The sequence below is a fragment of the Burkholderia pseudomultivorans genome, from assembly GCF_001718415.1.
In the GTDB taxonomy this organism is placed as follows: domain Bacteria; phylum Pseudomonadota; class Gammaproteobacteria; order Burkholderiales; family Burkholderiaceae; genus Burkholderia; species Burkholderia pseudomultivorans_A.
On sequence record NZ_CP013378.1, the window covers coordinates 671,898 to 691,670 of the forward strand.

At 69.7% G+C, this 19,773-nt stretch carries 18 protein-coding genes; 12 read left to right on the forward strand and 6 right to left on the reverse strand.

Annotation, left to right across the window (positions count from 1 at the left end):
* The first annotated feature begins 32 nt into the window (after window positions 1–32).
* The 11 genes from WS57_RS15800 (at window position 33) to WS57_RS15850 (ending at window position 10,653) form a co-directional block, all read left to right on the forward strand.
* On the forward strand, window positions 33–215 hold the full coding sequence (locus WS57_RS15800; protein WP_009690335.1) for a Flp family type IVb pilin: 183 nt from the start codon (window positions 33–35) through the stop codon (window positions 213–215).
* A 248-nt stretch (window positions 216–463) separates the two neighbouring features.
* Window positions 464–658 carry a Flp family type IVb pilin gene (locus tag WS57_RS15805; protein WP_038455801.1) on the forward strand — a complete coding sequence of 65 codons (195 nt, stop codon included), beginning with the start codon at window positions 464–466 and terminating at the stop codon, window positions 656–658.
* A gap of 31 nt (window positions 659–689) precedes the next feature.
* A complete protein-coding gene (locus tag WS57_RS15810; RefSeq protein WP_059517866.1) occupies window positions 690–1,229 on the forward strand; it encodes an A24 family peptidase in 540 nt (179 codons plus the stop codon).
* A 32-nt stretch (window positions 1,230–1,261) separates the two neighbouring features.
* Window positions 1,262–2,662, forward strand: coding sequence for a hypothetical protein (locus WS57_RS15815; protein ID WP_059517868.1), 1,401 nt, complete (start codon window positions 1,262–1,264; stop codon window positions 2,660–2,662).
* A 35-nt stretch (window positions 2,663–2,697) separates the two neighbouring features.
* A complete protein-coding gene (gene cpaB / locus WS57_RS15820; protein ID WP_009690339.1) occupies window positions 2,698–3,531 on the forward strand; it encodes a Flp pilus assembly protein CpaB in 834 nt (277 codons plus the stop codon).
* 104 nt (window positions 3,532–3,635) lie between these two features.
* Complete coding sequence (locus tag WS57_RS15825) at window positions 3,636–5,588, forward strand: type II and III secretion system protein family protein (RefSeq protein WP_069244529.1); 1,953 nt, start codon at window positions 3,636–3,638, stop codon at window positions 5,586–5,588.
* A 20-nt stretch (window positions 5,589–5,608) separates the two neighbouring features.
* On the forward strand, window positions 5,609–5,905 hold the full coding sequence (locus WS57_RS15830) for a hypothetical protein (protein ID WP_059517871.1): 297 nt from the start codon (window positions 5,609–5,611) through the stop codon (window positions 5,903–5,905).
* 144 nt (window positions 5,906–6,049) lie between these two features.
* Window positions 6,050–7,258, forward strand: coding sequence for an AAA family ATPase (locus WS57_RS15835; protein ID WP_009695215.1), 1,209 nt, complete (start codon window positions 6,050–6,052; stop codon window positions 7,256–7,258).
* Between the two features lie 19 nt (window positions 7,259–7,277).
* Window positions 7,278–8,636 carry a CpaF family protein gene (locus WS57_RS15840; protein ID WP_038455807.1) on the forward strand — a complete coding sequence of 453 codons (1,359 nt, stop codon included), beginning with the start codon at window positions 7,278–7,280 and terminating at the stop codon, window positions 8,634–8,636.
* 33 nt (window positions 8,637–8,669) lie between these two features.
* Window positions 8,670–9,647, forward strand: a complete 978-nt coding sequence (locus WS57_RS15845) for a type II secretion system F family protein (protein WP_009695218.1) — start codon at window positions 8,670–8,672, stop codon at window positions 9,645–9,647.
* A gap of 37 nt (window positions 9,648–9,684) precedes the next feature.
* Window positions 9,685–10,653, forward strand: a complete 969-nt coding sequence (locus WS57_RS15850) for a type II secretion system F family protein (RefSeq protein ID WP_038455808.1) — start codon at window positions 9,685–9,687, stop codon at window positions 10,651–10,653.
* A gap of 288 nt (window positions 10,654–10,941) precedes the next feature.
* Here the strand turns inward: WS57_RS15850 and WS57_RS15855 are convergent, their stop codons facing one another.
* Window positions 10,942–11,784, reverse strand: a complete 843-nt coding sequence (locus WS57_RS15855; protein ID WP_009695221.1) for a hypothetical protein — start codon at window positions 11,782–11,784, stop codon at window positions 10,942–10,944.
* A 283-nt stretch (window positions 11,785–12,067) separates the two neighbouring features.
* Between WS57_RS15855 and WS57_RS15860 the strand changes: the two genes are divergently transcribed.
* Window positions 12,068–13,336 (forward strand): hypothetical protein, encoded by a 1,269-nt coding sequence (locus WS57_RS15860; RefSeq protein WP_009695222.1) that lies wholly within the window; start codon window positions 12,068–12,070, stop codon window positions 13,334–13,336.
* 72 nt (window positions 13,337–13,408) lie between these two features.
* Here the strand turns inward: WS57_RS15860 and WS57_RS15865 are convergent, their stop codons facing one another.
* The 5 genes from WS57_RS15865 to coxB form a co-directional block, all read right to left on the reverse strand.
* Window positions 13,409–13,729, reverse strand: coding sequence for a hypothetical protein (locus WS57_RS15865; protein WP_059517873.1), 321 nt, complete (start codon window positions 13,727–13,729; stop codon window positions 13,409–13,411).
* Window positions 13,730–13,935: 206 nt separating this feature from the next.
* On the reverse strand, window positions 13,936–15,555 hold the full coding sequence (locus WS57_RS15870; protein WP_059517875.1) for a cytochrome c: 1,620 nt from the start codon (window positions 15,553–15,555) through the stop codon (window positions 13,936–13,938).
* Window positions 15,546–15,947: a hypothetical protein gene (locus WS57_RS15875; protein WP_059517877.1), complete on the reverse strand. Its 402-nt coding sequence runs from the start codon at window positions 15,945–15,947 to the stop codon at window positions 15,546–15,548. The genes WS57_RS15870 and WS57_RS15875 overlap by 10 nt, the downstream gene beginning before the upstream one ends.
* Window positions 15,944–18,574, reverse strand: a complete 2,631-nt coding sequence (ctaD, locus tag WS57_RS15880) for a cytochrome c oxidase subunit I (protein WP_059517879.1) — start codon at window positions 18,572–18,574, stop codon at window positions 15,944–15,946. Before ctaD ends, WS57_RS15875 begins: the two co-directional genes overlap by 4 nt.
* A 13-nt stretch (window positions 18,575–18,587) precedes the next feature.
* Window positions 18,588–19,592, reverse strand: coding sequence for a cytochrome c oxidase subunit II (gene coxB / locus WS57_RS15885; protein ID WP_059517881.1), 1,005 nt, complete (start codon window positions 19,590–19,592; stop codon window positions 18,588–18,590).
* Between the last annotated feature and the right edge of the window lie 181 nt (window positions 19,593–19,773).

Genomic DNA, 19,773 nt, shown 5'->3' on the forward strand with positions numbered 1-19,773 from the left:
GTCATTTGATAGTAGTGCAAAGGAGAATTGTCATGTCCAAGTTCATGCTTGATGTGCGCCGTTTCGTTCGCGACGAAGACGGGGTGACGGCCATCGAATACGGCCTGATTGCCGCGCTGATCGCAGTGGGAATCATCGCCGCGCTGTCGACCATCGGCACGGATCTGAAGACCGTGTTCAGCACGATCGCCGACGATCTGAATGGAGCGGTATAGCGCGATGGATCGGCTGGCGACGAAGGGTTCGTCCGGACCGTTCGTCGTCGCCACGCGATCCATCGCAGCGGTTGGATGCGGATGTCGTCCGCGCTGCTGGCGATCGGCCGGTATCCGGAACCGCAGTCGAAGCGGAACCGGACGCGGCGGTTACGGAAATTCGACGGACGGAACGGTGGACGACTCGCACGGCGGCAGTCTGCGAGCCCGTCCCTGGTCTGGTTGCGCACCTGGAATCGGAGGTCGGCATGCAACGCGAGAGGCAAACCGCCAGACGGTGGCGCTGCGACGAGCAGGGCGTGACGTCGATCGAATATGCATTGCTTGCGGCGATGCTCGCCGTCGTCGCGATCGCCAGCGTGGTTGCCCTGAAGGGTGCGCTGGTCGATACGTACCAGGCGATCGCGGATGCGGTGACGGCCGCGTTGACGCTGGTTCTTTGATTTAACGCTGAATGAACATGCGAGGTTCTCCATGCTGACCGCTGCGCTACCTTATCCGGTCCCGTTGTGCGTGACGTTGCTGGCAATCGTCGCGGCGAGCACGGACCTCGCGAGCCGGCGCATTCCGAACCGTGTCGTCGCGGTCGGGCTCGCGGGCGCACTGATCGCGCAGTGCGCGCTGCATGGCGTCGCGGCGGGCACGGCCGGATGGCTGGCCGGCGCGGCGACCGGCTTCGGGCTGCTGCTGCCGTTTTACCTGCTGCGCGGGATGGCGGCCGGCGACGTGAAGCTGATGCTTGCGGTCGGCGCATGGGTCGGACCGGCGATGGCGTTCCGCATCGTGCTGGCCGCGTTCGTGCTCGGCGGTATCGGCGCCGTCGGCTTCGCGATTGCGCACGGCCGGCTGCGCCAGATGGCGGCGAACGTGCGCGCGCTGATCATGCGCCGCCCGGGCCGGCCGCGCGCGGCGACAGCCGACGGGCACGGTCCGTTCGAGTCGGTCGGCACGCTGCCATATGGCGTGGCGATCGCGGCGGGCACGCTGGGCATGCTGCTCGTGTCGGGCGCATAGAACGGCGTCCCGGCCACGACGACGGAGCGATCATGGACATCAACTACACCGAGCTGCCCCACGACGCACGGATTGCGCATCTGCCCGATCCGGCGCCATCGCGCGAAGCACATGCGAAGCCCGGCTCGCAATGGCCGGCAGCGCCGCGCACGCTCGACGAAACCGGACTGAGCCCGACGTTCGTCGCGGGGCTCGTGCTCAAGTCGATGCTGATGCACGGTCGCGCGACCTACGGTGAGCTGGTCGAACGTCATTGCCTGCCGCTGGCGGTGCTCGACGACGTGCTGGCTTTCCTGGTCCGCGAGCATCTGGTCGAGATCGCGCGTCGTGGCGCGACGGATCTCGACGTGTCGCTGCGCCTGACCGAAACGGGGCGCGTGCGCGCGCTCGAGGAACGGGCGCGCGGCGGCTACTGCGGGCCCGCGCCGGTGACGCTCGACGCATATGTCGAAGTCGTCGCCGCGCATTCGGTGCGCAAGCTGCGCATCACGCACGACGATGCACGCCGCGCGTTCGACGGCGTCGTGATCGATGCGGCGCTCGTCGATGCGGCGGCCGCGGCGCTGAACGCGGGCCGCCCGCTGCTGATCCACGGTCCGGCCGGCAGCGGCAAGAGCTTCTTTGCCGAGCGGCTCGGCGCGCTGATGCACGGCGTCGTGCCGGTGCCGCATGCGATTTGCGCGGGCGGCGCGGTGATCCAGGTCCATGACCCGCTCGTGCATGTCGACGCGGCGCCGCAGTCGGGCGGCCGGTCGTTCGATCGCCGCTGGCGCCTGTGCGCGCGGCCCGTCGTGACGTCCGGCGGCGAGCTGACGCTCGACGAGCTCGACCTGCGTCGCGATGACGTCGAGGGCTTCTACCAGGCGCCGCCGCACATGAAGGCGAACATGGGGATGTACGTCGTCGACGATCTCGGTCGCCAGCGAATCGACGCACGCGACCTGCTCAACCGCTGGCTGCGCCCGCTCGATCGCGGCGTCGATTTGCTGACGCTCGATTCGGGCAGCCGCTTCATGCTGCCGTTCGACGTGTGGCCGGTGTTTTCGAGCAACGCGGCGCCGGAGCAGTTCGGCGACGAAGCGTTCCTGCGCCGGCTCGGCTCGAAGCTGTACGTCGGCCCGCTGTCGATCGACGACTACCGCGCGGTGTTCGACGCAGCCTGCGCGTCGCTCGGCCTCGTGTCGACGTGCGAAGCATTCGACTATCTGCTGCACCGGTTGCATTTGCCGACCGGCAAGGCGTTTCTCGCGTGCCTGCCGGAGGACCTGCTGCGGCTGGTCGCGGCCCGCGCGCGCTATCACGGCGGTCCGTCCGAAGTGACGCACGACGCGCTGCACGACGCGTGGGCGAACTATTTCGGCGTGGCGCCCGAACGGGACGGCAGCCACCCGCCACCGATCGAGCGCATCGGCCGCACGCTGGCATCCGGTTGAACCGCCCCGTTACCGATTCGTCGAGGAGCATTGCCATGAAAATCAGTCGCGCAGTCATGATGCTGGTCATCGCGATGATCGCGGGGTTCGCCGCGGTCGTGTTCGCCTCCCGCTGGCTGGTCCAGACGTCCACCAGTTCGGTCACGCCGATCGCGGTGGCGGCCACCGACCTGAACCTGGGCGAGCCGCTCGGGCCGAACCAGGTGCATACGGTCAGCTGGCCGACGGGCAGCGTGCCGCCGGGCGCGTTCACCGATCCGAAGGAACTCGACGGGCGCGTCGTGCGCACGAGTCTCGCGCGCGGCGAGCCCGTGATCGAGTCGAAGCTCGCGCCGGTCGGCACCAAGGGCGGGCTGTCCGCGGTCATCGCCGAAGGCAGCCGCGCGATCACGGTGCGCGTGAACGACGTGGTCGGCGTCGCGGGCTTCGCGCTGCCGGGCAACTACGTCGACGTGATCGTCAACACGCAGGCGCAGCAGGGCAAGAGCGACGGGCAGAGCATCTCCAAGATCGTGCTGGAGCACATCCTCGTGCTCGCCGTCGCGCAGCAGGTCAGCCGTGACGATACCGCGCCTAAGGTTGTCAATGCGGTGACGCTCGAAGTCACGCCCGACCAGGCCGAGCGGCTCGACCTCGCGCGCAGCGTCGGCACCTTGTCGCTCGTGCTGCGCAACCAGATCGACAAGCAGACGCTGAACACCGACGGCGCGACCAAGCTGACGCTGCTCGGCAAGGCGCCCGTGCCCGATGCGCCGCCCGCGCCGGCGCACGTGCGCACGATGCACGTGGTGTCGCGGGCCGTGCCGGAAGCGCGCCGCGACTGCATCGGCGTGCTCGCGGGCGTGAAGGGCAGCGTCGAATGCTTCTGACGCGCAACGGCATGACCGAATAAACGGATCGACCGTCTGCGACGCAGGGCGGTCGTGGACGGCGATCACCGGCACAGCGCCGGACACTCGGGGGATCAGACGAAATGAAGATCAAATCGCAACGTTGGGAGACCGGCCCGATGCGCAACCGCGTCGCGCACGGCACGATGATGGCCGCGATCGTCGGCTTCGGATGGCTGAGCGTGTATGGTGCGCTCGCGCAGGAAGGCGTCGAGGCGGCTGCGCTGACGAAGGGCGGCGCAAGCGCGCCGGCCGCGCTCGCCAAGGGGCCGCTGCAGATGACGATCAGCATGGCGCCGCAGCCGGCGGCACCCGCCGCATCGAGCGGGCCGATGCGCGGGCCGAACTGCGTCGGCGCGGTGCGCGAGTCGTCGAGCGTCAGCGTGCCGCTCGGCAAGTCGCTGCTGGTGCCGATGCCGGAACCGGTGCGCAACCGGACGATCGGCAATCCGGCCGTCGCGCAGGCGACCATGGTATCGCCGCAGACGCTGTACATCCTCGGGCTGTCGGTCGGCACGACCAACATGATCGTGCAGGGCCGCAGCGGCGCATGCCGCGTGATCGACGTGGCGGTCGGCGCGGATGCCGGCGGCCTGCAGACATCGCTGCAGCAGTTGATGCCGAATGAGCGCGACATCCATGTGTCGACGGCCGCCGGCACGATCGTGCTGGCCGGCTCGGTGTCGAATTCGCAGGCCGCGCAGCAGGCAGTCGCGATCGCGCGCGCCTATGGCGACAGCGCCGGCTCGGGCGACGCCGGCGGCAAGCCCGGCAGCGGCGTGCTCAACATGCTGAGCGTGACCTCGCCGCAGCAGGTGATGCTCGAGGTGAAGGTCGCCGAGGTATCGAAGACGCTGATCAACCAGCTCGGCTCGGCGTTCAATATCCAGGGCGGCTTCGGCTCGTGGAGCGGCGCGCTCGTCAGCAACCTGCTCGCGGGCGTCGCGAGCGGGATCGCGGTGAGCAAGTCGAACAGGCGCCCGTTCCAGATCGCGGCCGATGCGCAGAATACCGACAACCTCGTGAAGATCCTCGCCGAACCGAATCTCGTGACGATCAGCGGCCAGGAGGCGACCTTCCTCGCCGGCGGCAAGATCTTCATCCCGGTGCCGCAGAGCAGCGGCGGCAACGCGACGACGATCACGCTGCAGGAAGAGGAGTTCGGCGTCGCGCTGAAGTTCACGCCGACCGTGCTGGCAAACGGCCGGATCAGCCTGAAGGTCGCGCCGGAGGTGTCGGAGCTGTCGTCGACGGGCGTCACGCTCAGTGCGACCAATGTCAGCGGCGCGTCGATCCTGCCGCTGATCACGACGCGGCGCGCATCGACGACCGTGCAGATGAACGACGGCGAGTCGTTCGCGATCGGCGGGCTGATCAAGGACAACGTGACCGGCGCGCTGAAGGCGATTCCCGGCGTCGGCGAGGTGCCGGTGCTCGGCGCGCTGTTTCGCAGCACGTCGTTCCAGCAGGATCGCACCGAGCTGATCTTCCTGATCACGCCGCACCTGGTGAAGCCGATGCAGATCGCCGACGTGCCGCTGCCGACCGACAGCTTCTCGAAGCCGAACGAGGCCGACGTCTATGCGACGGGCAACATGGAAGGCCGTCGCGGCGTGCGCAGGCAGGGCGCCGAAGCCGTGGACGGTGCGATGCCCGCGCCGCAGTCGCCGGTGCCTGCACCGGCCCCGCAGTCGGATGCGCCGGCCGGGCCGGCCGCGGCGCTGCCCGCTGCGCGCATGCCGCAGCCGGACGATGCGCGGCCGTCGACGCCCGCGGAGCCGCCGAAGGCGCCGACGCCGGTGGCGAGTGTCGCGCCGGTCGACACGCCCGCACCGTCGCCGATGGCCATCGCGCCGCGATCGGCCGGCGACACCAGCGCGGCGCGCATCACACGGATCGAAGCCGATGCCGCACGCCTTGCGGCGGCCGGCCCAGACCCGCGGGACGCGCCGGCCGCCCGGATCCGGCACCGCACGCCGACGGCCGCGCACGCGCAGCAAGTCGCCCGCGCTGGCGCTGGCGCCACCGATCGTTGAAGCCATTCAAGGGGAAGCTCATGAAATCCACCTACCTCGCTTTCGCGCGCCGCGCGACGCTGGCCGTGCCGCTGTCCTTCGCGCTTGCCGGCTGCATGTCGTCGTCGCCGGTATGGGACAGCCGCTTCGGCGAATCGGTCCGCACCGTGACGCGCGCGCAGATCATCGATCCGCATGCGGCGGAACACGCGCCGTCCGTGCCCGGTGTCGACGGCAACGCGGCCGCTGCCGCGCTCGACAACTACGACAAGTCGTTCCGGCAGGTCGAGACGAAGTCCGATGCGTTCGTGATCGGCGTCGGCAAGTCCGGCCAGTAGCGACCGCGCGCTCAGGGAGACCGCCATGTCCGGCGCCGCACGCCGTCCGGGAGCCGCGCAGCGCGGCGTGTGCCGCCGCGCGGCCGACGGACGGCGTGCAGGCCGGCGCGGCTTGCCAACAATCGAACCGACAGGGCACCCGTCATGATCAACATCCTCGTGGCTTCCGACGATACCGTGCGGCTCACGCAGATTGCGCGCCTCGTCGCCGACAGTGGGCGCTATCGCGCGACGCGCGCGGCCGGGCGTCCGTCGCAGATCGAGCATCGCACCGACGGGCTCGACGCGTTCGACATCGTGCTGATCGACGGCGCGTCGCTCGACGCGGTCGAGCTGGCGGCAATCGAGCGGATCTGCCGGCTGCATCTCGGCCTGACCTGCATCCTCGTGACCGCGGACGCGTCGCCGCATCTGCTGCTGGACGCGATGCGCGCCGGCGCGCGCGATGTGCTGCAGTGGCCGATCGATCCGGCGGCGCTCGGCAGGGCGCTCGAACGCGCGGCCGCGCAAAGCACGCGGCGCGACAGCGGCGACACGCGAATCGTGTCGTTCCTGTCCTGCAAGGGCGGCGCGGGCACGAGCTTCGCCGCCAGCAACGTCGGCTACGAGATCGCCGAAGGATTCGGGCGCCGCGTGCTGCTGATCGACCTGAGCCAGCAGTTCGCCGATGCGGCGTTTCTCGTCAGCGACGAAACGCCGCCGTCGACCCTGCCGGCGCTGTGCGCGCAGCTCGAACGCCTCGACGGTGCGTTTCTCGACGCGAGCGTCGCGCGCGTGACGGAGAACTTCCATGTGCTGGCGGGCGCCGGCGATCCGGTCAAGGCGGCCGAGATGCACGAGGATGCGCTCGAATGGGTGCTCGGCGTCGCGTCGCCACGCTACGACTTCGTGATCTTCGACGTCGGCGTGGCGATCGATGCGCTGTCGATGGTCGCGCTCGACCGCAGCGACCAGCTCCAGCTCGTGCTGCAGCCGGCGATGCCGCACGTGCGCGCGGGGCGCCGGCTGCTCGAGATCCTCGTGTCGCTCGGCTATTCGACCGACCGGATCAGCCTCGTCGTGAACCGCGCGACGCGCGCGAGCGAGCGCACGCGCGCCGCGCTCGAGGACGTGCTTGGCATGCAGGCGGCGCACACGATCCCGGACGACGCCGACACGGTGCTCGAAGCGATCAACCAGGGGCATCCGGTGTCGCGGATCGCGCGCGGTGCGGCGGTCACGCGCGCATTGCAGGCCTGCGCGAAGCAGATCGTCGAAGGCGATGCGCGCCACGCCCGCGGCGCGGCCCGCACCGAGCCGCTGATCGCCCGGCTGTTCGGCCGCGGCGCCGCGCCGAAGCTGAAGTCCATGTGAGTGTGACGGGGAGTCCATCATGTCATTGCGCGAACAGATGTCCTTGCAACGGGTGCAGCCGTCCGGCGAACCGGCCGGCGCCACACATGCGTCGATGCGCGACGCGTACCAGAAGCTGCGCCGCGACATCCACGCGGCCGTGCTCGAACGCGTCGAGCTGGAGCGCCTGTCGCGCTTGCCGAAGGAGCAGGTGCGACAGGAAATCGCGGCGCTGATCTCGCGCATCCTCGACGAGGAACGGCTGCCCGCGAACGATATCGAACGGCGCCAGCTCGCGATCGACGTCTACGACGAGATGTTCGGCTTCGGCCCGATCGAGGCGCTGCTGCGCGACCCCGGCATCTCGGACATTCTGGTGAACACCTACCGGCAGGTGTATGTCGAGCGCGGCGGCCAGCTCGAACTGACTGACCTGACCTTCTACGACGACGCGCATCTGATGAAGGTGATCGAGAAGATCGTGTCGCGCGTCGGGCGCCGCATCGACGAATCGAGCCCGATGGTCGATGCGCGGCTGCCGGACGGCTCGCGCGTGAACGTGATCATCCCGCCGTCGGCGATCGACGGCCCGCTGATGTCGATTCGCCGCTTCGCGGTCAATCCGCTGACGATGGCCGACCTGGTTCGCTACCAGAGCCTCACGCCGCCGATGGCGGAACTGCTCGACGCGTTGTCGCGCGCAAAGATCAACGTGCTGGTGTCGGGTGGCACCGGCAGCGGCAAGACGACGCTGCTGAACATCCTGTCCGGCTTCATTCCGAAGAGCGAACGGATCGTGACGATCGAGGACGCAGCCGAGCTGCAGCTTCAGCAGCCGCACGTGCTGCGGCTCGAGACGCGGCCGCCGAACATCGAGGGACGCGGCGAGATCACGCAGCGCACCCTGGTGCGCAACGCGCTGCGGATGCGGCCGGACCGCATCATTCTCGGCGAAGTGCGCGGCGCGGAAGCGCTCGACATGCTCAACGCGATGAACACCGGCCACGAAGGCTCGCTCGCGACGATCCACGCGAACACGCCGCGCGATGCGCTGACGCGGCTCGAGAACATGATCAGCATCGCAGGCCTGTCGCTGCCGCCGAAGACGATGCGCCAGCAGATCGCATCGGCGATCTCGGTGGTGGTGCAGGCGGCGCGGTTGACCGACGGCAAGCGCAAGATCGTCAGCATCCAGGAACTGACCGGGATGGAAGGCGACATCATCAACATGCAGGAGATCTTCACGTTCAAGCGCACCGGCGTGGACCGGGACGGCACGGTGCGTGGCCATTTCTGCGCGACCGGCGTGCGGCCGAAGTTCGTCGAGCGGCTGCAGGCGTTCGGCATCCACCTGCCCGATGCGCTGTACGACCCGTCGCATCGCTACGACGCGCCTTGACGACGCGCCACCGTTCGATCCCGAGGAGCGCTCATGAACTCGATCTTCTACGGTTTTGTGATCCTGACCTTCGTCGCGGTCGTGCTTGCGATCGAAGGCGCGTATCAATGGTGGAGCGCGCGGCACGGCACCGCCGCGCGCCGGATCGAGTCGCGCATCCGCGCGATGTCGGCCGGCGGGCAGGTGCAGCAGGAGCGGCTGTCGATCCTGAAGCAACGGATGCTCGACGAGTCGAAGCCGTTCGACCGCCTGCTGCTGCGCATGCCGCGCGTGAAGTCGATCGACCTGCTGCTGCAGCAGTCGGGGCTCGACTGGTCGGTCGCGAAGCTGATCGCGCTCAGCGTGATGCTGCCGCCGCTCGCGTGGCTGGTGCTGAGCTTCACCGCGCTGCCGCTGCCCGCCGTGCTGCTGCTTGCGCTGCCGTCCGCGTGCCTGCCGGTGCTGCGCGTGATGCGCCGCCGCGCCGCGCGAATGCGCAAGCTGCAGCGACAACTGCCCGACGTGTGCGACATGATCGCCCGCGCGCTGCGTTCGGGCCATGCGTTCACGGGGGCGCTCGGGATGGTCGGCGAGGAGTTTCCGGAACCGATGGGCGGCGAGTTCCGGATCACGTTCGACGAGATCAACTACGGCGTGTCGCTGCACGATGCGTTGATGAATCTCGCGACACGCGTGCCGGTGCAGGACCTGCGCTACTTCGTGATCGCGGTGCTGATCCAGCGCGAGACGGGCGGCAACCTGGCCGAACTGCTCGACAGCATCGCCGGGTTGATACGCGAGCGCTTCAAGCTGTTCGACAAGGTGCGCGTGCTGTCGGCGGAAGGACGGCTGTCGGCATGGATACTCGGGCTGCTGCCGTTCGGCACCGCGGCGCTGATGGCGCTGCTGAACCGCGATTTCCTGTCCGTGCTGTGGGAGGACCCGGCCGGGGTCCGGATGACCGGCACGATGCTGGTATCGATGGTCTTCGGCCTGTTCTGGATGCGCCGGATCATCCGGATTCGCGTGTGACGCGCCGGACCTTTGACGAACCGATCGAGGAGCGGTCATGCAAAACCTGAACGTATTGCAGCTCGTGATGCTGGGCGGCCTGTTCGTAGGCGTGGCGGGCGGCGTGCTGGCCGCGATGCTGCTGCTCGCGCCCCGCGGCATGCAGCGGCGCATCCAGCAGGCCGGCGGCGCCAGCGTCGGCATTGGCGCGGGCGACGGCGGCGAGCCCGCATCCGAATGGGTCGCGAAGCTCGTGCAGATGTCGAAGCCGATCTCGAAGCTGTCGGTGCCGAAGGAGGGCTGGGAGAACTCGCCGCTGCTGATTCGGCTGATGAATGCCGGCTGGCGCGATCCCGGCGCGCCAGCCCTCTATTACACCGCGAAGACGGTGTGCGCGCTCGCGCTGCCATGCGTCGCGCTGCTGTCGCTGATCACGACGCGGCTCGCGGATCAGCGCGTGCTGCTGTCGGTGATCCTCGTGGTGCTGGCCGCGATCGGCAACTATGTGCCGAACGTGATGCTGGCGCGGCGGATCGCGGCGCGCCAGCGCGCGATCTTCGAGGATTTCCCCGACGCGCTCGACCTTCTGACGGTCTGCGTTGAAGCGGGGCTGGGGCTCGATGCAGCCCTGATGAAGGTCAGCGACGAACTGCATTTCCGCAGCGCGGTGGTCGCGAGCGAACTCGCGTTGCTGCTGCTCGAGATGCGCTCGGGGTTCACGAAGGAGACGGCGCTGCGCAACCTCGCGCTACGCACCGGCGTCGAGGATGTCGAATCGTTCTGCACGATGCTGATCCAGGCGGACCGCTTCGGCACCAGCGTCGCCGAATCGCTGCGCGTGCTGTCGGACATGCTGCGCACGCGGCGCCGGATGCGCGCGGAGGAACGCGCGGCAAAGATCGCGCTGAAGCTGCTGTTTCCGCTGATCTTCTGCGTGTTTCCGGCGCTAATGGGCGTGCTGCTGGGGCCGGCGCTGATCCACGTGTATCGCGTGCTGCTGCCGACGCTGGTCGGCATCGTGCACTGACTGCGCAAGGGGGCCGCACGGCGAACGGGAATCGTGCGCGCGTTCCGGCGGGACGGACACCGGACGGCATCGACAGGCGTGCGAAGCGGTGCGGCGGCGACGCCGCGCCTTCCGTCATCTTCCTGGGAAACTCAGACCGGGCGGTGCCGCGAGACAGGTCGACCATAGCGGCATCAACGCAACCCGGACCCATGGTCGGTCATGGATACGACCGTAGTCCACCGCCCGCGCGGGCGGCCCCCTACGGTTTTTACCCGGACGCGGGGGCACCCGCGGACCTGCCGGGCATCACACGCTGAAGATCCGCCGCTGGTAACCGAGCATCAGGCGGTCGATGTCGTCGTCGGTGCGGCGCGGCTGCGACTTCGGTTCGAGCCACAGCCAGCGCATCATCCGGTAGCGCGCCTCGACGCACAGCAGCCACGTATCCCAGTCCGACCAGTGGCGCAGCAGCGGGATGTCGCGCATGTCGCGCAACCCGTCGCGAATCTCGTACACGTGAAAATGCCGGGCCGCCCGTTCGCGCAGTTCGTCGAACGCGCGCGCGGCGCGCTCGGGATCGGCGAGCAGGAAGTCGTGAATCTCGATGATGACGTGGCCGGCCGACAGCTTCTCGAGCAGCGCATCGTCGAACAGCTCGAATTCCGCGCCCTCGATGTCGCACAGCACGACCCGTGCGGCCGGATCGCCACCGTCCGCATCGAGGATCGCCGGCAGTTCGCGGTCGGCCTTGCCGTACACGGCGACCTTTTCCGCCAGACCGAGCTCGGCCGCACGGCGCGCGATCGCGTGGCGGCGCGATTCGTCCATTTCGAAACAGAGGCTGCGCGCGAACCGGCCGGTGGCGACCAGTCCGATGCCGAAGATCCCGTCCGCCGCGCCGAGATCGACGAGCACCTTCTGCGGCGACGCGATCGCATCGAGAATCGCGCACACGCCGATCTCGTACGTGCCGAGCAGGTATGCGCCGGTTGCGACTTCCGCCCACTGGCTGGCGCCGACCGTGAAGCCGCGCAGGATCCCGTATTGCACGACCGAGCCCGTCTGCTCGCGCAACAGCTGCGACAGGTAGTGCAGGCGCAGGTTCGCGGCCTGCAGCGCGCTCTGGTTGAAGTACTGCGCGTGGTCCATCGTCAGGGTTCTCCGTCGGGGGTTGGGCGTGGCCGCGTCACATTCTTTCGGTGACGCAAGCGTGCGCATGCGGCGCTCGCGGTAACGAGCATATCGGCGAATCGCCGTCTGCGTGCGGGGGGAAACACCGATCGCCGACGAATTTCCACCCGGCTCCATTACAATCGGATTGCGCGTGCGGTCGGACCACGCATGTCGCACGGGGGCAATGTCCAATTGATTCGTAATACGATTGAGTGACGCGCGATGCGCGGCGCCGATCGGCTGACCACACAGACCACGCATGTCCGACAACAACGAGACCGACCGCCGCCACCTGATCGCACTGGCCATCGACAACAATACGCAGGCCTGGTACGAGATGGTGATTCCGTTCATCGTGTCGCTGCGCGCGACCGACTACCGCGGCCGCATCGGCGTGATCGGCTACGGCCTGTCGCCGGACAAGCAGCAGCGGCTGCTGGCGAGCGGCGTCGAAGTCTATACGGCGGTGGGCGTGGGCGAGCTGCCATGGGATCGATACGTGTCCGCGGCGGCGATCTTCGACACGAGCCCGGAACTGCATACGCTCGCGCTCTACGATGCGGACATCTGGTTCCCGGGGCCGCGCTTCGACCTGTTCGACGTCGTGCCCGACGACGACTGCCTGCATGTCGCACCGGATGCGCACTTCTGCGCGTTCGTGACGGATCCGATCGTCGGCGAACGCAAGGCCGAGCTGACGCGCCAGTGTGTCGACGACGTGATCGACCGCTTCGGTCATGCGCTGCAGGCCGGCCTCGTGGTGGGCGGCCGCACCGCGTGGGCGCGGTTCGCGCAGCACGTTCACGAGCAGATCGGCCGGATCGGCCGGGACTTCAACGCGATCTACGGGCTCGACACGACCTTCCTGCACATGTGGGGCGCGCTCGGACACGTGCGGCTGATCGGCTGCGAACAGAACTTCGTGTCGAAGTGGGGGCTTCACGAGCAGCAGGAAGCGGGCAGCGGGCGCGTCGTGTTCGAATATCGCGGTACGCCGGTGCGCGGGCTGCACATGACCAACGACGTGCGCTACCTGAACCGCTGGCGCTATCTCGCACGCCATGCGACGCACGCGATCGCGTCGGGACACGCGCTCGCGCTGGCGCCCGAAGCCGGCGCGCGCAACCAGCCGGCGACGCTCGATGCGCTGCATGCCGAACGCTTTGCCGCGATCGGGCTGCCCGTCGTCGCCGCGCGCGAGGACGTGCTCGCGAATGTGCCGCGCCTCGCCGCAGGTCCGTCGTTCCGTCATCCGCAGAATTGCTCGCTGACCGGATGGGCGTCGCACGAAATCGAGCTGACGGTGACGCGCGAGCGCGCGGTGATCGACCTGTGCCTGTCGCATCTGAGCGGGCAGCCGTCGGCGCCGTATGTCCAACTCGAACACAACGGCTTCGTGCATGCGCTGCCGGTGCCGAACGCCGTGCGGTTCACGATCGTGCAGGGCGACCGGCTGACGCTGCGTGCGCTCGCGCTGCCCGGGCAGATGTGCCATACGGTCTGGGATATCGTGCTGCGCGACGCGTGAGGTCGCGGTGCGCGGCGGCGGGGCGACGCGCCGGACGGAGGCAGGCCCCGCCCGTCGCCCGCGTCGTCAGGGTCAGGAAAAGGTCGTCGCGACCATGATGCCGAAGCCCCAGCCGAGCACGATGCCCGACAGCCGGCCGTAAATCGACGCGCGGACGTTGTCGTCGAGCACGTACGGCGAACGCTTGTGCTTCCAGACGGTGCTGAGGGCGACCGGGCGTGTCAGCAGGAACAGGCATGCGGTCAGCACGGGCGCCGCGACGAGCAGCGCGATCCGCTGCCCGTTCCAGTCCACGCCGTGCATCGCCAGCGAAATGAGCACGGCGAGCGGCACTTCGACGCACAGGCCGAGCAGCGAGCCGCCGACGAAAGAATCTCCGGGTGACTGGAACATGATCGTCCGTATCGTTCGAATGAAGTCCGCGCTCGGTTCGAGCGCCTGAAAAACAACGGTCGCGCACCTTCGACAGTCGCGGCCGGCCGTATCCGGCATCGGGATGCTGCGCGATGGTAAGGCAAAGCGCGGGCTGGCGGTCGGCTCCTCAAGCTATTTAACAAATCGCGCCGGCGGCGGAAGCGGGCCGCGAGCACCGTCGGGCGTTACCGATGGATGGCCGCGCGCAATCGCCTGACATCCTGCGTCGATACGGGCGCCGCACGATTGCTCCACGCGCCGCGCACATAGCTGACGACCGCCGCGATCTCGTCGCTCGTCAGCGTGCCGCGCATCGCGGGCATGCGTCGCACCGGGCCGGTGCTGCCCGGCGCGGGCCGCGCGCCTTCGACGACGATGCGGATTGCACTGGTCGGATCGGCGGCGAGCACGACCGGATTGCCCGCGAGCGGCGGCCCGCGATCGGGCGTGCCGGCGCCGTCCGCGCCGTGGCAGCGTGCGCAGAATCCCGCGTAGACGCCGGCGCCCGGCGCCTGCTGGCCGCCCTCCGGACGCGGGCCGGCGGCCGTCAGCCGTGCGACGCCGACGCCGAGCGGGTTCGTCGCGGCGGTCGGCCGGGCCGGCAGCGATTTCAGGTAGGCGGCGATCGCAAGGCGGTCGGCATCGGTGAGCAGCGCGGTGCTTTCGCCGACCACCGGCGCCATCGCGCCGAACACCGCGCTGCGCGGCGCATGGCCGTCGCGCAGGAACGCGGCGATGTCGTCGGCCGACCAGCGGCCGAGGCCGTCGGTGTCCGCGCCGGTCAGGTTCGGCGCGAACCAGTGGTCGTTGATGCCGCCGGTCAGGAACGCCGGCGCGCGTTCGTCGTAGCCGCGCTCGTTGTAGGCCGGCCCGCGCGGCGTATGACATGCGCCGCAATGACCGAGCCCCTGCACGAGGTACGCGCCGCGATTCCATTGCGCGGACTGCGACAGCGACGGCGCGAAGCGGTCGCGATTCGCGAAGACGAGACTCCACAGGGCGAGCGCCCAGCGCTGGTCGAACGGAAACGGCAGTTGCGTCAGGCGCGCCGCGTTGGGCGACGGCGCGACGCCGCGCATGAAATACGCATAGAGCGCACGCACGTCGTCGTCGCTCAGTCGTGCGAACGACGGGTACGGCATCGCCGGATACAACCGGCTGCCGTCCGCGCGCACGCCGCGGCGCAGCGCGGCGTCGAACTGTTGCAGCGTGTAGTGGCCGATGCCGTGGGTCGGATCCGGCGTGATGTTCGGCGCATAGATCGGCCCGAACGGCGAGTTCACCGGCTGGCCGCCCGCATACGGCGTGTGGTCGGCGGCGTCGTGGCAGGCCGAGCAGTCGCCGGCGCGCGCCAGGTAGCGACCGCGCTCGATCGTGGCGGCGTCGGCGTCCGCGGCGGCCGCGGCGACGACCGGGCGGCGGGCCTGCGACGCGGCGTCGGGCAGTGCGGGCGATACGGCCGAAGGCGGCGAAACGGCCGAAGCGGCAGCGTCCGACGCGGCGGACGACGCGCGATCGTGCGGTTGCGAAAGCCGCGGGTCGCGCGCCGCGCGGGCCGACATCGACGCGCTCGCCGCCGCCGATGAAGCGGACAGCGCCTCGCGTATTCGCGTGAAATGCCATCCGGACGCGGATTCGTCCGCGGCCGGCGCGGATGCGGACGATGCCGCGTCCGGCATCGCGTCGCTGTCGCTGCGGTCGGCGGGGCGGTCGCAGCCCGCGAGCGCGACGCCCAGCATCAGCGCCGCCGCCAGCGCGATGCGACGCCGAGGAACACGACACGATGCGAACCAGATCAGCGCCATGGACTGCACGGCCCCACGAAACCGGTGACGATGCCCGTAAACACGAGGCCAACGACGAAGCCGAGCCCGGCGAGCATCCCGCAACGGGCGAGAAACCGCGTACTGCTCTCGCGTGTGCTCGCATGCGCTTCGTCGTCGTGCGAGCGCCGCCAGGTGCGCGCGAGCCACGCGGCGCAGGCGGCCGCGATCGCGAATGCGCCGGCGGCGATCAGCGCGAGCCACGCACCGACGTGTGCCCAGCGCGGCAAGACCTGCGCGACGCCGAGCGGATAGCAGGCCGTCGAGGCGAGCGTTTCGGACGCGAGCATCTGCGCGAACCACAGCGCGGGCGCGCCGACGAGCCCGGCGGCGATCGCGAGCAGCGGGACAGGCGCGCGGCCGGTGCGGTTCATCCGGGCCTCCTGAGCCAGTACGGCGACACGTACAGCGCGGTGAAGATGAACAGCCAGACGAAGTCGACGAAGTGCCAGTAGAGCGCGCCGACCGTCAGCGCGACGCGCCGCCGGCGGTCGAAGAAGCCGGCGGCCGTCCAGCCGGCGAGCAGCGCGAGGATCACGAGCCCCGCGACGACGTGCGCGAGGTGAAAGCCCGTGATCGTGAAATAGAGGCTGCCGTACAGGTGCGCGGTCGGCCCGTACGGATGGTCGCGCCATTCGTGCAGCTGGACCAGCGCGAACGCAATGCCGAGCGCGAGCGCAACCGCCAGCGCGGCGACCGCGCGCGGGCGCCGGCCGGCCCGCACCGCGCGTTCGGCGAGCCATACGAACACGCTGCTCGACAGCAGCACGGCCGTGTTGGCGGCCGCGAGCCCGATCTTCGGCATGCCTTCGGGCGGCCATGGCGCGGCCGATTGCGACTGCAGGTAGAAATAGCAGAACAGCAGATAGCCGAACAGCCCGGCCTCGGTCGCGATCAGCGTCATTACGCCCCACCAGCCGCCCGCGCGTTCGCCGTAACTGCCGACGGGCAGCGGCGCGACGCAGGGGGCCGGCACGGCGGGCGACCACTGCGGCGCGGCCGGCTCCGACGCGTGCGGCGCAGGCTCGTCCGCGGGCGCGAGCGTCGGCGCCGGCGCGCGCTGCCCGAGCGCAAGGCGCGGCCACAGCCAGGCGACGAGCGCGACCGCGCAGCCGGCCGTGAACAGCGCGACCAGGGCGGGCGAGCGCACCAGCATCGCCGCGAACACGCCGGTTGCCAGCAGCGCGAGCACGAACGGCACGCAGGTGTCGTCGGGCATCTTGAGGATCGCGCTCGGGGTCGCCGCGAGCGGCGTGACCGCCAGCGCCTCGCGGCCGTCCGCGAGCCGGTAGCCGATCCGCACGCTGCTGCGCTGCGCATCGTCGCGCGTTTCCCACAGCGGATGACGCGACGCGACGAGCGGCAGCGCCGCGAAGTTGTAGACCGGCGCCGGCGACGCGACCGACCATTCGAGGCCGGCCGCGCCCCACGGGTTTTCGCCGGCGCGCACGCCGCGCCGCGCGCTGACCAGCGCGTTCGCGACGAACATCAGGATGCCCGCGCCGAACACGAACGAGCCGATCGTCGTCAGCAGGTTCGACGTGTCCCAGCCCATGCCCGACGGATAGGTATAGATGCGGCGCGGCATCCCGAGCAGGCCCGACACGTGCATCGGAAAGAAGCCGAGGTTGAAGCCGATCAGCACGACCCAGAAGGTTGCGCGGCCGAAACGCTCGTTCATCATCCGCCCGGTGAATTTCGGAAACCAGTAGGCGATGCCGCCGAGCACCGGGAACACGTTGATGCCGAGCAGCACGTAGTGCAGGTGCGCGACCACGAAGTAGGTGTCGGTCAGTTGCCAGTCGAGCGGCACGGCCGCCGTCATCACGCCCGACACGCCGCCGATCACGAACATCAGCACGAAGCCCGCGAAGTACAGGAACGGCGTGCGGAACACCGGGCGGCCGGTCCAGATCGTCGCGAGCCACGCGAACACGGCGACCGCGCTCGGAATCGAGATCAGCATGCTCGCCGCGCCGAAGAACGCGAGCGCGAGCGGCGCGATGCCGGTCGCGAACATGTGGTGCACCCAGACCTCGAAGCCGATCAGCATCGTCGCGACGGTCGACACCGCGACGGCCTCGTACGCGACCAGCGGCCGCCGGCAGAAGGTCGGCAGCGCATCCGACACGATGCCCATCGCCGGCAGGACGACCACGTACACCCACGGATGCGCGAACATCCAGAACAGGTGCTGCCACAGCAGCGGCCGGCCGTCGTGCGCGACGTCGAAGAAATGCGTGCCGGCATTGCGGTCGAGCCACAGCAGGAAGAACGCGAGGCTCACCGACGGCACCGCGACGAGGTTCGCGACCGACGCCGTCAGCGTGCCCCACACGATGATCGGCAGCCGGTCGATCGACATGCCGTGCGCGCGCATGCGCAGCAGCGTCACGACGAAGTTCGCGGCGCCGCCCGTCGTCGAGATGCCGAGCAGGATCATCCCGAGCGCATAGATGTCGATGTTCGCGCCGGCGCTGTAGTCGAGCGACGTGAGCGGCACATAGTTGAACCAGCCGCCGTCGGGCACCGCGCCGAGCGGGAAGCTCGCGTACAGGAACACGCCCGCGAACAGGAACGCCCAGTACGAGAACGCGTTCAGCCGCGGAAACGCCATGTCGCGCGAGCCGAGCATCAGCGGCCACAGGTAGTTCGCGAAGCCCGACAGCACCGGCAGCGCGTACAGGAAGATCATCGTGACGCCGTGCATCGTGAACAGCGCGTCGTACTGCGCGGGCGTGAGCAGCGTCGCGTTCGGCCGCGCGAGCTGGATGCGCATCACCAGCGCCTCGACGCCGCCGAGCAGCAGGAACGCGAACGCGGTGACGATGTAGCGCAGCCCGATCCGCTTGTGGTCGACGGTGCCGAGCCAGCCGCGCCAGCCCGGCGCGGATTCCCACAGTTCGGCGAGTGCGCGCTCGTGCGGCGAGCCGGGCGGCGCCTCGCCGAGGTCCGGCACGCGATCGAGCGGCGGGGGGCGCGTGTCGTGGACGGTGGCCATCGGCTTCCTCCGTTCAGTGCAGCGTCGCGAGATACGCGGCGAGATCGTCGGCATCGCGCGGCGCGAGCGCGATCGACGGCATCAGCGTCTGCGGCTTGAGCTGCTGCGCGTGCGCGATCCAGCGGCGCAGGTTGTCCGGCGTGTTGTCGAGCGTGCCGGCCGCGAGCAGCCGGCGCGACGCGAGATGCGTGAGGTCGGGGCCCGCAGCGCCGGCCGCATCGGTGCCGCGCACCGTATGGCACGCCGCGCAGCGCGCGCCGAACACATGCTGGCCGTGCCGCTCGGCCGCCGTGCCGGGCGGCGGCGCGGGCTGGCGCTGCGCGTCGAGCCATGCACGAAAGGCGGCGGGCGGCTCGGCGACGACTTCGAACGCCATGTGCGCATGCTGCGCGCCGCAGTACTGCGAGCATTGGCCGCGATAGACGCCCGGCCGGTCGGCCTGCAGCCACTGGCGGTTGGTCTGGCCGGGAATCGTCTGCGTCTTGCCGGCGAGTTGCGGCACCCAGAACGCGTGAATCACGTCGGCGCTCTTCAGTTCGACCGCGACGGGCTCGCCGGTCGGGATATGGATTTCGTTCGCGGTGACGAAGCCGTCGTCGCCCGGATAGCGGACCGCCCACCACCAGTCTTGCGCGGTCACGGCGACCGTCAGCGCGGGCGGGCGCGGCGGGTACGCGACCGCGCCGAGCACGCGCAGCATGTAGACGAGCGCGCCGAACAGCAGCACGGTCGATATCGCGCTGCCCACCGCGACGAAGCGCAGGCCGTCGCCATGACCGAGCGGCCGCGCGCGCCGGTGGAATAGCGCGAACGCGAGCAGGGCCGCGATCACGACGCACACGCCCGTGCAGAGCGCGAGCAGCGCCCAGCCGAGCACGAACACCGGCTGCGCGGCGGGCCCGGCCGCATGCGCGACGTACGCGAGCGGCAGCGGCGCGCCCGCCGCCTGCGCGGCGGCCGGCACGAGCACGCACGCCGGCGCGACACGGCGCACGCTGAGGATAAGCGGGACCCGCAACACGACTCCTTGCCGATTCGGCGAAAGGACGACAACGACACGCGCCGCAGCAATTTCCGTGCGCGCAGGGCGCGAACCTGCGTGCTCCGCACGGAGCGCACGCGCCGCCTCGCGCGTTACAGCCCCGTTGTAATTTCGGGCGCGCATCGCTCGCGCGTGAACGGAACGCGCGCCCCGGCCG

Bases quoted from the DNA above. Each gene is read 5' to 3' on its own strand.
- WS57_RS15800 (WP_009690335.1), top strand. From the start codon at position 33: ATGTCCAAGTTCATGCTTGATGTGCGCCGTTTCGTTCGCGACGAAGAC.
- WS57_RS15805 (WP_038455801.1), top strand. From the start codon at position 464: ATGCAACGCGAGAGGCAAACCGCCAGACGGTGGCGCTGCGACGAGCAG.
- WS57_RS15810 (WP_059517866.1), top strand. From the start codon at position 690: ATGCTGACCGCTGCGCTACCTTATCCGGTCCCGTTGTGCGTGACGTTG.
- WS57_RS15815 (WP_059517868.1), top strand. From the start codon at position 1,262: ATGGACATCAACTACACCGAGCTGCCCCACGACGCACGGATTGCGCAT.
- cpaB (WP_009690339.1), top strand. From the start codon at position 2,698: ATGAAAATCAGTCGCGCAGTCATGATGCTGGTCATCGCGATGATCGCG.
- WS57_RS15825 (WP_069244529.1), top strand. From the start codon at position 3,636: ATGAAGATCAAATCGCAACGTTGGGAGACCGGCCCGATGCGCAACCGC.
- WS57_RS15830 (WP_059517871.1), top strand. From the start codon at position 5,609: ATGAAATCCACCTACCTCGCTTTCGCGCGCCGCGCGACGCTGGCCGTG.
- WS57_RS15835 (WP_009695215.1), top strand. From the start codon at position 6,050: ATGATCAACATCCTCGTGGCTTCCGACGATACCGTGCGGCTCACGCAG.
- WS57_RS15840 (WP_038455807.1), top strand. From the start codon at position 7,278: ATGTCATTGCGCGAACAGATGTCCTTGCAACGGGTGCAGCCGTCCGGC.
- WS57_RS15845 (WP_009695218.1), top strand. From the start codon at position 8,670: ATGAACTCGATCTTCTACGGTTTTGTGATCCTGACCTTCGTCGCGGTC.
- WS57_RS15850 (WP_038455808.1), top strand. From the start codon at position 9,685: ATGCAAAACCTGAACGTATTGCAGCTCGTGATGCTGGGCGGCCTGTTC.
- WS57_RS15855 (WP_009695221.1), bottom strand. From the start codon at position 11,784: ATGGACCACGCGCAGTACTTCAACCAGAGCGCGCTGCAGGCCGCGAAC.
- WS57_RS15860 (WP_009695222.1), top strand. From the start codon at position 12,068: ATGTCCGACAACAACGAGACCGACCGCCGCCACCTGATCGCACTGGCC.
- WS57_RS15865 (WP_059517873.1), bottom strand. From the start codon at position 13,729: ATGTTCCAGTCACCCGGAGATTCTTTCGTCGGCGGCTCGCTGCTCGGC.
- WS57_RS15870 (WP_059517875.1), bottom strand. From the start codon at position 15,555: ATGGCGCTGATCTGGTTCGCATCGTGTCGTGTTCCTCGGCGTCGCATC.
- WS57_RS15875 (WP_059517877.1), bottom strand. From the start codon at position 15,947: ATGAACCGCACCGGCCGCGCGCCTGTCCCGCTGCTCGCGATCGCCGCC.
- ctaD (WP_059517879.1), bottom strand. From the start codon at position 18,574: ATGGCCACCGTCCACGACACGCGCCCCCCGCCGCTCGATCGCGTGCCG.